Annotated in this window: 10 protein-coding genes; 9 read left to right on the top strand and 1 reads right to left on the bottom strand. The window is 39.3% G+C overall.

Going from position 1 to position 12,427, the window contains the following annotated elements; all coding sequences use genetic code 11:
• Positions 1–111 precede the first annotated feature (111 nt).
• From D0T85_RS09560 to D0T85_RS09520, 9 genes are all read left to right on the top strand, one after another.
• Positions 112–885 carry a 3'-5' exonuclease gene (locus tag D0T85_RS09560; protein ID WP_163212667.1) on the top strand — a complete coding sequence of 258 codons (774 nt, stop codon included), beginning with the start codon at positions 112–114 and terminating at the stop codon, positions 883–885.
• 85 nt (positions 886–970) lie between these two features.
• Positions 971–2,164, top strand: coding sequence for a bifunctional phosphopantothenoylcysteine decarboxylase/phosphopantothenate--cysteine ligase CoaBC (gene coaBC, locus D0T85_RS09555; protein WP_163212666.1), 1,194 nt, complete (start codon positions 971–973; stop codon positions 2,162–2,164).
• A gap of 43 nt (positions 2,165–2,207) precedes the next feature.
• A complete protein-coding gene (gene recN / locus D0T85_RS09550; protein WP_163212665.1) occupies positions 2,208–3,872 on the top strand; it encodes a DNA repair protein RecN in 1,665 nt (554 codons plus the stop codon).
• Positions 3,873–3,971: 99 nt separating this feature from the next.
• Positions 3,972–4,709, top strand: a complete 738-nt coding sequence (gene rlmB / locus D0T85_RS09545) for a 23S rRNA (guanosine(2251)-2'-O)-methyltransferase RlmB (protein WP_163212664.1) — start codon at positions 3,972–3,974, stop codon at positions 4,707–4,709.
• Between the two features lie 11 nt (positions 4,710–4,720).
• Positions 4,721–6,424, top strand: a complete 1,704-nt coding sequence (locus D0T85_RS09540; protein WP_163212663.1) for a tetratricopeptide repeat protein — start codon at positions 4,721–4,723, stop codon at positions 6,422–6,424.
• Between the two features lie 260 nt (positions 6,425–6,684).
• The gene (locus tag D0T85_RS09535; protein ID WP_163212662.1) at positions 6,685–7,485 is read left to right on the top strand and encodes a formate/nitrite transporter family protein; all 801 of its coding nucleotides are present in this window, start codon (positions 6,685–6,687) and stop codon (positions 7,483–7,485) included.
• Between the two features lie 46 nt (positions 7,486–7,531).
• Positions 7,532–9,766: a formate C-acetyltransferase gene (pflB, locus tag D0T85_RS09530; RefSeq protein WP_163212661.1), complete on the top strand. Its 2,235-nt coding sequence runs from the start codon at positions 7,532–7,534 to the stop codon at positions 9,764–9,766.
• 81 nt (positions 9,767–9,847) lie between these two features.
• Positions 9,848–10,573, top strand: coding sequence for a pyruvate formate-lyase-activating protein (pflA, locus tag D0T85_RS09525; RefSeq protein WP_163212660.1), 726 nt, complete (start codon positions 9,848–9,850; stop codon positions 10,571–10,573).
• Between the two features lie 93 nt (positions 10,574–10,666).
• Positions 10,667–11,503 carry a family 16 glycosylhydrolase gene (locus tag D0T85_RS09520; RefSeq protein WP_163212659.1) on the top strand — a complete coding sequence of 279 codons (837 nt, stop codon included), beginning with the start codon at positions 10,667–10,669 and terminating at the stop codon, positions 11,501–11,503.
• Between the two features lie 110 nt (positions 11,504–11,613).
• Here the strand turns inward: D0T85_RS09520 and D0T85_RS09515 are convergent, their stop codons facing one another.
• A complete protein-coding gene (locus D0T85_RS09515; protein ID WP_163212658.1) occupies positions 11,614–12,207 on the bottom strand; it encodes a Uma2 family endonuclease in 594 nt (197 codons plus the stop codon).
• Positions 12,208–12,427: the final 220 nt, after the last annotated feature.

Here is a 12,427-nt window from a genome sequence, read left to right as displayed (position 1 = left end):
ACAAATTACGCGGATTACACGGATTAAAAACACGGATATTATTATGTCCATGTAGTTTTAGTCCATGTAATCCGCGTATTCCGTGTCTAAAAACAACAAAAACAACAATCAATGAAACTGAATCTCAAAAACCCTCTCGTCTTTTTCGATCTCGAAACCACAGGTATAAATGTCAATACAGACAGAATAGTCGAAATATGCTATTTGAAAGTATATCCTAATGGAAATGAAGAATCCAAGACCATGCGGATTAATCCGGAAATGCACATTCCCGAAGAATCATCAAAGATACATGGAATATATGATGAAGATGTTGCAAACTGCCCAACTTTCAAAGAAGTAGCCAAAAACATTGCTAAGGATATTGAGGGATGCGATTTAGCCGGATTCAACTCTAACCGTTTTGATGTTCCTGTACTGATAGAAGAATTTCTTCGCGTAGGAGTTGACATAGACATATCCCGCAGAAAATTTATAGATGTTCAGGTAATCTTTCACAAAATGGAACAACGTACACTTTCTGCCGCATATAAATTTTATTGCAAAAAGAATCTGGAAGATGCCCATTCGGCCGAAGCCGACACCAGAGCTACTTATGAAGTACTCATGTCGCAACTAGACACATACACTGAATTAGAGAATGATGTGAAATTCCTTTCCGAATTTTCTAGTTATAACCGTAATGTAGACTTTGCAGGAAGAATGGTTTATGACGATAATGGAATTGAAATTTTCAATTTTGGAAGATATAAAGGGATGGCCGTGACAGAAGTACTACAAAAAGATCCGGGATATTACGGTTGGATTTTGGGCAATGATTTCACATTACACACTAAAGCAATGCTTACTAAAATTCGATTAAGAGAACTTACTGGAAAGAAATAATAAAAGTATTGAGTTATGAGTTATGAGTTGTCCACACGGCATCACTAACTCAAAACTCAAAACTTGATACTCAATACTCTAAACCATGATAAAGGGTAAAAAAATAATATTAGGAATTACCGGAAGTATTGCTGCCTACAAAGCATGTTATATTATCCGCGGATTAATTAAAAAAGGAGCTGAAGTACAAACTGTTATCACTCCGGCCGGAAAAGAATTCATTACTCCCATCACCCTATCGGCCCTAACAAGCAAACCTGTTATAAGCGAGTTTTTTGCTCAACGCGATGGAACATGGAACAGTCATGTAGATTTAGGTTTATGGGCAGATTTAATGCTTATTGCCCCAGCCACAGCCTCAACCATTGGTAAGATGGCAAACGGAATAGCCGATAATATGCTGATTACCACATACCTATCAGCCAAAGCACCCGTATTTGTTGCACCGGCAATGGATCTTGATATGTTTGCACATCCATCTACCCAAAAGAATCTTGATACCCTTCGTTCATTTGGCAATCACATCATTGAACCGGCATCAGGAGAATTAGCCAGTCACTTAGTGGGGAAAGGAAGGATGGAAGAACCAGAAAACATCATCCGTATTATTGAGGAGTTTTTTGCATCTCATGCTGATTTATCTGGTAAAAAAATACTAATCACAGCTGGGCCTACTTATGAAAAGATTGATCCGGTAAGATTCATCGGTAATTATTCTTCTGGAAAGATGGGATTTGCTTTAGCTGAAGAATGTGCTGAACGTGGAGCCGAAGTTGTTCTTATAGCAGGTCCTGTAAAACAACAAACGCATCATGCAAATATACAACGCATCAATGTTGAATCGGCTTCCGAAATGTATAATGCGGCTATACAATACTATCCCAAAATGGATGTTGGCATTCTTTGTGCTGCTGTAGCTGATTTTACCCCCGAGACAACAGCCGATAAAAAAATGAAACGCGGAGAGGAAGATTTAGTTTTACGACTAAAACCAACACAAGATATCGCTGCTGAACTAGGTAAAACAAAGAAAAAGAATCAATTATTAATTGGTTTTGCTCTTGAAACTAATAATGAGGAAGAAAATGCTATCAGGAAACTGGAACGTAAAAACCTGGATTTTATTGTTCTAAATTCGTTGAACGATCCACAAGCAGGGTTTCAGTATGACACAAATAAAATCACGATTATCGACCGGAATAATCGTACAGAATATGAACTTAAGTCCAAAAAAGAAGTAGCAAAAGACATCATAAATAAAGTTATGAGCTTTGAGTAATGAGTAATGTTACTCAAAACTTATAACTAAAAACTAAAAACGTATGTTACGTTCGTTATATATACAAAATTATGCTCTCATAGAAGAGCTTGACATTGCTTTCGATGAAGGTTTCTCTGTAATCACGGGCGAAACCGGAGCAGGTAAATCTATCATTCTGGGTGCAATTGGTTTACTACTTGGACAGCGGGCTGATACTAAATCAATCCGTCAGGGAGCAGCAAAATGCATTATCGAAGCCCGATTTTATATTTCACCCTACAAGTTACAAGACTTTTTCGAAGAGAACGAACTGGAATATGACGATGAATGTATATTCCGTAGAGAATTGCATGCTTCTGGAAAAAGCCGTGCTTTTATTAATGACACACCTGTATCTCTTCCTATGATGAAGGAATTGGGTGAGCAACTAATTGATGTCCACTCGCAACACCAGAATTTGTTACTAAACAAAGAAGATTTTCAATTAGGTGTTCTGGATGTTCTGGCTCAGAATGAAGAACAGTTGGAAAAATATCGCCAGACATACAAAGTATGGAAAGAACTGGATAAAGAATTGAAAGATGTCATTGAGCAGGCCGAAAAGAATAAAGCCGATGAAGACTATATCCGCTTTCAGTTGGAACAATTAGAAGCTGCCAGATTAAAAGATGGTGAACTGGAGGAACTGGAAGAAGAAGCAGAAACACTCACTCATGCCGAAGAAATTAAAAACAGCCTTTATAAGATTGACCAGATATTCAATGGTGATGAAACCGGAATCCTTTCTGAACTGAAAGACGGGTTAAACACCCTTATAAATGTTTCTAAAGTTTACTCCAAAGCTTCTGAGTTGGCCGAACGTACAGATAGCTGTTATATTGAATTAAAAGATATAGCAATGGAAGTAGCCGGCAAAGTTGATGAAATAGAATTTAATCCTGAACGCTTAGAGGAAGTTAATGAGCGCTTAAATCTTATTTTCTCCCTACAACAAAAGCATCATCTTCAAACGGTAGCCGAACTTATTGCATTAACCAACGAGTATAAAACCAGATTGTCAGAAATTACTTCTTTTGACGAACGCATTGCCGATCTGACTCAAAAACGAGACCAACAATTCCAAAAAGTCATTGCAAAAGCAGCTATCCTAACCCAAAAGAGAGAAAAGGCTGCCCGTGAAGTAGAAAAAGATATGGTTGCCCGGTTAATTCCACTTGGAATGCCTAATATTCGTTTTGTGGTTGAGATGAATGCCAGAAAAGAACCCAGCCCAAATGGTGCAGATGCTGTAGCATTCCTATTTTCTGCTAATAAAAACAGTACACTTCAAAATATATCCGCAGTGGCATCTGGTGGTGAAATAGCTCGTGTTATGCTTTCTGTTAAAGCAATTATAGCTAAAGCAGCCAAACTGCCGACTATCATTTTTGACGAAATTGATACAGGTGTCTCTGGTGAAATAGCCGATCGCATGGCCGATATTATGCAGGAAATGGGCAAACAAGAGCGTCAGGTAATAAGCATTACCCACCTACCACAGATTGCATCAAGAGGCAAAGCACATTATTTTGTTTATAAACAAGACAATGATACAGAAACCAATAGCCACATCCGCAGACTGAATGATGAGGAGCGGGTTGAAGAAATTGCTCACATGCTCAGTGGGGCTACACTAACTGAAGCTGCTTTAAATAATGCAAAAGAACTGTTAAAACAAACAAGATAATTTAAAAGAATAACAGATAGGAGATTTAAACACCTGACAGATAAACGAAAAAGCATATATTTGTCTGTTTCCATATCTTATATACTAATAGTAAAGCAAATGATTGATAAAAACGATATCGTATTTGGCGTCCGCGCTGTAATTGAGGCCGTACAGGCAGGTAAGGAAATAGATAAAATTCTCGTTAAGAAAGACATTCAGAGCGACTTATCGAAAGAACTTTTCGCAGTACTTAAAGGTACATCTATACCTGTGCAACGGATACCAGTGGAAAGAATCAACAAAATTACCAGAAAGAATCATCAGGGAGTAATTGCATTTATCTCCTCAGTAGTTTACCAGAAAGTAGAAGATCTGGTACCTTTTCTCTTTGAACAAGGTAAGAATCCGTTTTTTGTTATGCTTGATGGCCTGACAGATGTACGTAACTTTGGAGCCATTGCCCGCACCTGCGAGTGTGCCGGTGTAGATGCAGTTGTTATCCCAGCTAAAAATAGTGTTACTGTGAATGCTGATGCTATAAAAACATCTGCCGGAGCACTACACAGTCTGCCTGTGTGTAAAGAGAAAAACCTGAAGCAATCGTTGGAGTTTCTTAAGAATAGTGGTTTTAAACTGATTGCAGCTACCGAAAAAGGTGATTACGAATATACCAAAGCCGATTACAGCGGACCGGTTTGTTTGATTATGGGAGCGGAAGACAAAGGAGTATCTTACGAAAACCTTGCCCTATGTGATGAGTGGGTAAAAATCCCGGTTCTGGGCACTATCGAATCACTGAATGTATCTGTAGCAGCAGGTATTTTAATATACGAAGCACTAAAACAACGAAACTAAAATAAATAACCATGAAAAGAAACACTTTATTATTAATTTCATTTTGCCTGTTTGCTCAATTAACCATGGCTCAGGCGCCCAAGTGGCTGGATAAAGCTAAACGCGCAGTTTTTTCTGTGGTTACTTACGATAAAGACAATAATATTATAAACTCTGGTAACGGATTTTTTGTAACAGAGTCGGGAGTAGCTTTGTCGGATTATGCATCGTTCAAGGGAGCCGAACGGGCAGTAGTTATTGATTGTGATGGTCAGAAGATGGAAGTTGAAACCATTCTGGGTGCCAACAGCATGTACGACGTTATCAAATTCCAGGTAAATACCAACAACAAAAAGGTTACTACATTAGGTATAGCATCAACTGCACCTGCACAGGGTAGTGATATTTATCTGCTCCCCTACTCTACTCAAAAAGACAAATCATTTACTGCTGGTAAAGTTACAGAAGTTTCATCTATTGGAGAGCAAGCAAACTACTATACGCTTTCACTTGCTTTAGGTGATAAACAAGTTAGTTGTCCTGTTTTAAATGCTGCCGGCGAAGTATTTGGTGTTGCACAAAAAGCAACCGGAAAAGATGCTGCTACCCAATGTTATGCAGTTGGAGTAAAATATGGAATGTCATTATCCATCAGCCCACTATCCGTATCCGATATTACTTATAAAAGTATAGGCATAAAGAAAGGATTACCAACTGCCGAAGATGAAGCTCTAGTTAATCTTTTTATGGCATCGGGACAGGTATCTCCCGAAGAATACACACGCTTACTTGACGAATTCATTGGTCAATTTCCTAACAGTGTAGATGGTTACATTCGCCGGGCAACAAACTATGTATATACTTCAACTGATGAATCAGGAATACAAAAAGCTGCTAATGATTTGTCCAAAGCTTTATCTGTTGCTACAAAAAAAGACGAGGTTCATTATAATGCTGCTAAGTTAATTTATACCTATCAGTTAACCGGACCAGAAAATAAATACAAAGACTGGACTATGGATAAGGCATTAGCAGAAATCCGTAGTGCACTAGCTATTGATCCGCAACCCATTTACACGCTGCAAGAAGGCGATATCCTCTTTGCACAACAAGATTATGCCGGTGCTCTTGCTGCTTACGAAAAAGTAAATCAATCTAATATGGCCTCCTCTCAATCTTTCTTTAGTGCTGCAAAAACAAAAGAACTATTAGGAGCTGATATTAAAGAAGTTATTGCCCTTATGGATAGCTGTATCTTACGGATACCACTCCCTATCTCTGCAACAGATGGTGCATATTTCCTTGAACGTGCTAATACATATATGCAAACAGAACAATATCGTCCTGCTATGCTTGATTATGACACATATTATAGAGCAGTAAGAGGAAATGTAAATGATGTTTTCTATTATTACCGCGAACAGGCTGCTTTCCATGCCCGTCAGTTTCAGCGTGCACTGGATGATATAAACATGGCAATCAAACTAAATCCGGAAGAACCTACTTATCATACCGAACTGGGAGTTATTAACTTACGGGTAGGAAGATATGAGGAAGCAGAAAAATCATTTAACAAAACCATATCGCTGGTACCCGATTACGCAGAAGCTTATCGTTTGAAAGGAGTTGCACTGCAACAATTAAAGAAAATAGACGAAGCATGCGAGAATTTCAAAAAAGCAAAAGAATTAGGTGATACTGTGGTAGATAGTTTCATAGAAAAGACTTGCAAATAGGCGCGAAAGCATGAAGGCGCGAAAGGATAAGTTTGTTTACCCTTTCGCGCCTTTACGTTTTCGTGCTTTCGTGCATTTACCTTTGCGCATTTATGCCAAATCTTAATTAAAAAGAAAAAATATTTATTCGACCGTTAACGCACACAACTACGGTTATAGGTCTAATCAATAGGTTAATAGGCGAAATAGATACCTGCTGATAGGATTTTAGAAAATATAGTCGTACCTTTGCAGCCCGAAATCGAAAAGTGAGTTTTAACATGAATTATTATTCTCCAAAAGAAATCGCTACGCAATTTGCAGCGGCTGGTGTCTATAAAAGTAAACTATCTTTCCCGAAATTTACTCTTATAGCCATACTTGGGGGAGCTTTCATCGCATTTGGCGGGTTATTATCGGTTATGGTAGCCGGTGGAATGCCCGGAATCGGTGCCGAAAATCCCGGAATCATTAAGTTTATAGCAGGTGCACTTTTCCCCGTCGGGCTCATTATGGTGTCTATTACTGGGGCCGATTTGTTCACCAGCGATTGTACAGCCTTCACTTTACCCCTTTTCCAGAAACAAATAAAAGCAGCCACACTTGTACGGCTGCTTATTTATTCATACCTATTCAATTTTGTGGGAGCCCAAGTAGTTGCTTGGTTTATGTCGTCGGGCGTAGGGATGTTATCGCATGATCCCTGGCAAGCGTATCTGCATAAATACTCGGCAGCTAAAGTTAATCAAGACTTCTTTACTGTATTGGTGAAGGGTATTGGTGCCAACTGGTTGGTGTGTTTAGGTATGTGGATGGGATATGCAGCAAAAGATATAACAGGAAAATGTATCGGAATATGGATTCCGGTTATGCTGTTTGTTACATTAGGATACGAGCACTCTATTGCTAATATGTTTTTTATTCCGGCAGCAATTTATTCGGGTGCCAATATTACATGGGGAGACTTTATTGTACAGAACCTGATACCGGCCACTTTGGGAAATCTGATTGGTGGTATAGCACTTGTAGGATGCGTTTACGGATACTTGTATCTAAAAGTTGAGAGTTCAACTCTCAACTAAATAAAGAATTTACTGTTTTAATAGGTTTAATTATATATTATAATGTATGGAAAATAAATATTGGACACAGTTCAAAGGTGAAGTTTGGAAAAGGGAAATCAATGTAAGAGACTTTATCCAACGTAATTATACTCCTTACGATGGTGATGATTCATTCTTGGAAGGACCAACAGAAAGAACTACAAAAGTTTGGAATAAACTAACTGAAATGTTCAAGGTTGAACGTGAAAAGAGTGTTTATGATGCCGAAGAAAAGTACCCACAAGGTATTGATGTTTACGGCCCCGGATATATCGATAAAGAAAATGAGGTTATCTTTGGTGTACAGACTGATGCTCCTCTGAAAAGAGGTATCTTCCCTAAAGGAGGTATTCGTATGGTAGAAAACGGTTTGAATGCTTATGGCTACAAACTCGATCCTACAACAAAGGAAATCTTTACCAAGTACAGAAAAACACACAACGAAGGTGTATTCTCGGTTTATACCGACGAAATGATGGCTGTACGTAAGTCGGCTGTTATTACCGGATTGCCCGATGCTTATGGTCGCGGACGTATTATCGGTGACTACCGTCGCGTGCCTTTGTACGGTACTGCCAGATTACTTGAAAACAAGAAACAGGAAATGCAACGTTTGGATATTCAGGAAATAACTGAAGAGATTATCCAGAAGCGTGAAGAAATAGCCGAACAGATCAATGCACTGAAAGCATTCGAAAGAATGTGTTCAAGCTACGGATTCGATGTAACCCGTCCGGCACAGAACGCCCGTGAAGCTGTACAGTTCTTGTATTTTGCTTATTTGGCTGCTGTTAAAGATCAGGATGGTGCTGCCATGTCTTTAGGAAGAACAGCCACTTTCCTTGATATCTATCTGGAAAGAGATATTAAAGAAGGAACACTTACCGAGAAAGAAGCTCAGGAACTGATTGACCAGTTTATCATTAAGCTTCGTATTGTTCGTTTCCTGCGTACGCCCGATTACAATGAACTCTTCTCAGGCGACCCTGTTTGGGTAACTGAATCTTTGGGAGGTCAGGGAGTTGATGGACGTTCATTGGTTACTAAAACATGCTACCGTTACCTGCACACATTATATAATCTCGGACCTGCTCCTGAGCCTAACTTAACTATCTTGTGGTTCAACAACGCACCCGAAAACTGGAAACGTTATTGTGCTAAGGTATCTATTGATACTTCGGCTCTGCAATACGAAAACGATGACCTGATGCGTCCTGACTATGGCGATGATTATGGTATTGCTTGTTGTGTTTCTCCATTGATTATTGGTAAGCAAATGCAGTTGTTTGGTGCTCGTGCTAACCTGGCCAAATGTTTGTTGTATGCCATTAATGGTGGTCGCGATGAAATTTCAGGTGTACAGGTATCACCAGCTTATGCTCCTATTACCAGCGAATATCTGGACTACAATGAGGTTATGGTGAAGTTCGAAGAAATGATGCGCTGGCTGGCAAAAGTATATGTAAATGCATTGAAAGTTATTCACTATATGCACGATAAGTATGCTTACGAAGCATTCGAAATGGCATTGCACGATGGTAATGTAGATCGTATCCGTGCAACAGGTATTGCCGGTTTGTCTATCGTTGCCGACTCATTGGCTGCTATCCGCGATACCAAAGTGAAAGTTATCCGCGACGAACGTGGCTTGGCTGTTGATTTTGAAAGAGAAGGAGATTATGTTCCATTTGGTAACAATGACGACCGCACAGACGAGATAGCCACTGAGATAACAGAGAAGTTCATGGATTATCTTCGTCAGCACCAAACTTACCGTGGCGCTATACCTACACAGTCTATCCTTACCATTACATCGAATGTAGTTTATGGTAAGAAAACAGGTTCTACCCCTGATGGACGCAAAAAAGGTACTCCGTTTGCTCCGGGTGCTAACCCAATGAACGGTCGTGACACCAAAGGTGCTGTTGCTGCTTTGGCTTCGGTTGCTAAATTACCTTTCCAACATGCACACGATGGTATTTCTTATACCTTCGGTATTGCTCCGGCTGCGTTAGGTAAAGACCGTGAGAACCGCGTAGACAACCTGGTTGGTTTGCTCGATGGTTATTTCACTCCCGATGGCGGTCAGCACCTGAATGTAAACGTATTCGAGAAAGATTTATTGATTGATGCAATGGAGCATCCCGAAAAATATCCTCAGTTAACTATCCGTGTTTCGGGTTATGCTGTAAACTTCGTTAAGTTAACAAGAGAACAACAGTTGGATGTAATTTCCAGAACAATTAATCATTCACTTTAATAAGTTTTGAGTTTTGAGTAATGAGTTTTGAGTCCATGCGGCATCGAACTCAAAACTCAAAACTCATAACTCATAACTCAAATGAAAGGAAGAATTCATTCTTTAGAGAGTTTCGGTACCGTAGATGGTCCAGGTATTCGTTTTGTAATTTTCATGCAGGGTTGTCCTTTGCGCTGCCTGTATTGTCATAACCCGGATACATGGGATACCCAAAATCCATCTAAATATACTATGACTGCTTCCGAACTGTTGGAAGAAGTTCTTAAATACAAAAACTTTATTGCTAAAGGAGGAATTACTGTAACTGGCGGAGAGCCGCTGTTGCAAGCCGAATTTCTTAAAGAATTCTTTATCCTTTGCCGGGCCGAAGGAATACATACCGCACTAGATACCTCGGGATGTATATTGAACGACAAAATAAAAGAGTTGCTTCAATATGTTGATCTTGTGCTGCTGGATATAAAAACACTTGATGTTGAACTCCACCAAACACTAACAGGTATCAAAAGAGACGGGCCTCTTAAGTTCCTTGATTATCTTGAAGCCAATCATATAGATACATGGATACGTCATGTAATAGTTCCCGGATTAACCGACAACGACGAAAGTCTTGAAAAGATAGCCCAGTACCTTACCCACTTTACTGTTATAAAAAAGATAGAGTTACTTCCATACCACATAATGGGAGAGAATAAGTACGAACAACTGGGTATGGAATACCGACTCAAAGGCGTAGAACCTCTATCGGCTGAACGTTTGGAAAATGCCAGAACAATATTCCGGAAACAAAATCTTACTGTTGGATAATTTAGTCCTTATTTTGTATTATTAGACACTTACTGTTTTAAATAAAGCTGTAATTTGCTGCCTGAATTTATTTCTCATTCTAATATTAAATGTATGAAGAAAACACTAATCGGGTTAGCATTGCTCATGGCCGTTACAGGCCATGCCCAGGAACAAAGCAATAAGGGTATTAATAACGAGTATAAACTTGTTTGGAGTGATGAATTTGATAAAGACGGGATTCCCAATCCGGCCAAATGGACGTACGAGATAGGGTTTACCCGTAACAAAGAACTTCAATGGTATCAGCCGGATAATGCCTATGTAAAAAATGGACTGTTGATAATTGAAGGAAAAAGAGAAAAGAAACCCAATCCTAATTACGATCCTCAAAGCACAGACTGGAAAACAAACCGGGAGTTTGCCGAATACACTTCGTCCTGCGTAAAAACACTTGGTCTGCACGAATGGCTTTATGGCCGTTTCGAAATCAAAGCAAAGATTCCTGCTGTTAAAGGTTCATGGCCTGCAATTTGGTTTCTGGGATACAAACCCCGGGCCGGACAATGGCCTCTTTGTGGCGAGATAGACTTAATGGAATATTACCGGGTAGATGATGTGGCCACACTACATGCAAACGCTTGCTGGGGCCCATGGGATAGTGCCAAATGGCCAATATCACATTTCCTGGAAAAAGATAAAGAGTGGGAAAATAAATTTCATGTATGGCGGATGGATTGGGATAAAGACTTTATCCGCTTGTACATAGATGATGAGCTTTTAAATGAAATAGACCTTTCCGAAACAATAACCCGCGAAGGGGTTAATCCGTTCCATCATCCACAGAACCTATTGCTTAACCTTGCTATTGGGCGTCCGGGTGAGGATCCTTCAAAAACAGAATTCCCCATTTTCTTTGAAATAGATTATGTGAGGGTTTATCAGAAGTGATTTTTTAGACACGGATTGCGCGGATTTCACGGATTTTAAAACACGGATAAAATATCTTCTCTGTTTGATATTAAATCCGTGAAATCCGCGTCATCCGTGTCTAAAATTCATTAAACCTCAAAGATATCATTTAGCGTCAACACCAAGCCCGGCAAAGTTTTTACTGGAACCTCTTTTTGTTGATCGGATTCGTACAATGTTCCTACGTCGTACTTACCATTATCCTGAAGAATAAATACATTGACATCTTTTTCTTTGGGAGATACTACCCAGTACTCTTTTACACCAGCTAACTCGTAAAGATTAAACTTATCGTTTAAATCGTACTTGCGGGTAGAGGGTGAAAGAATTTCCACTATCATGTCAGGGGCACCCAAACAACCACGTTCCTCGAGTTTAGATTCATCGCAAATAATACAGATGTCCGGTTGCACAACGGTGTAAATCTTATCGTCGGCTGTTTCTCCGTCTTTAGATAATCGTACATCGAAAGGAGCTGAAAACACTTGGCACTTTCCTTTGTGCTTGTCGATGTAATTAAATGTACGTGCAAATATCTTACGTGAAATCTTTGCATGACTTAACGTAGGTGCCGGCGACATAAGATGCACCAATCCATTTAGTAACTCACGCCTTTTTCCATCCAGCCAAGTAAGGTAATCGGCATAGGTGTACTGCTTTGTTTTATCCAGTATAATATCCATATCCTTTATTTTTATTACTCAATAACAAACTTACATAAAAATAATGAATAATAGGTCAATCTAATAATAAAATATTAAACACAAAGACACAGAAAACACAGAGTTTTCTTATCTCTGTGCTCTCTGTGCCTCGTATATTTGCATCATTAATGATCCGTTATTTCTCCGAGTGTTGTATATTCGTAGTTAATACGGAAAAGAATAGTCTCTCAATTGTGCC

This window comes from Bacteroides sp. 519 (assembly GCF_010500955.1).
Classification (GTDB): Bacteria; Bacteroidota; Bacteroidia; order Bacteroidales; family Bacteroidaceae; genus Bacteroides.
This window is presented reverse-complemented; position numbering and strand designations above follow the sequence as displayed.

Excerpts from the sequence above, each read along its gene's own strand:
- pflB (WP_163212661.1), top strand. The coding sequence starts at position 7,532 with ATGGAAAATAAATATTGGACACAGTTCAAAGGTGAAGTTTGGAAAAGG.
- coaBC (WP_163212666.1), top strand. The coding sequence starts at position 971 with ATGATAAAGGGTAAAAAAATAATATTAGGAATTACCGGAAGTATTGCT.
- D0T85_RS09535 (WP_163212662.1), top strand. The coding sequence starts at position 6,685 with ATGAATTATTATTCTCCAAAAGAAATCGCTACGCAATTTGCAGCGGCT.
- recN (WP_163212665.1), top strand. The coding sequence starts at position 2,208 with ATGTTACGTTCGTTATATATACAAAATTATGCTCTCATAGAAGAGCTT.
- D0T85_RS09520 (WP_163212659.1), top strand. The coding sequence starts at position 10,667 with ATGAAGAAAACACTAATCGGGTTAGCATTGCTCATGGCCGTTACAGGC.
- D0T85_RS09515 (WP_163212658.1), bottom strand. The coding sequence starts at position 12,207 with ATGGATATTATACTGGATAAAACAAAGCAGTACACCTATGCCGATTAC.
- rlmB (WP_163212664.1), top strand. The coding sequence starts at position 3,972 with ATGATTGATAAAAACGATATCGTATTTGGCGTCCGCGCTGTAATTGAG.
- D0T85_RS09540 (WP_163212663.1), top strand. The coding sequence starts at position 4,721 with ATGAAAAGAAACACTTTATTATTAATTTCATTTTGCCTGTTTGCTCAA.
- D0T85_RS09560 (WP_163212667.1), top strand. The coding sequence starts at position 112 with ATGAAACTGAATCTCAAAAACCCTCTCGTCTTTTTCGATCTCGAAACC.
- pflA (WP_163212660.1), top strand. The coding sequence starts at position 9,848 with ATGAAAGGAAGAATTCATTCTTTAGAGAGTTTCGGTACCGTAGATGGT.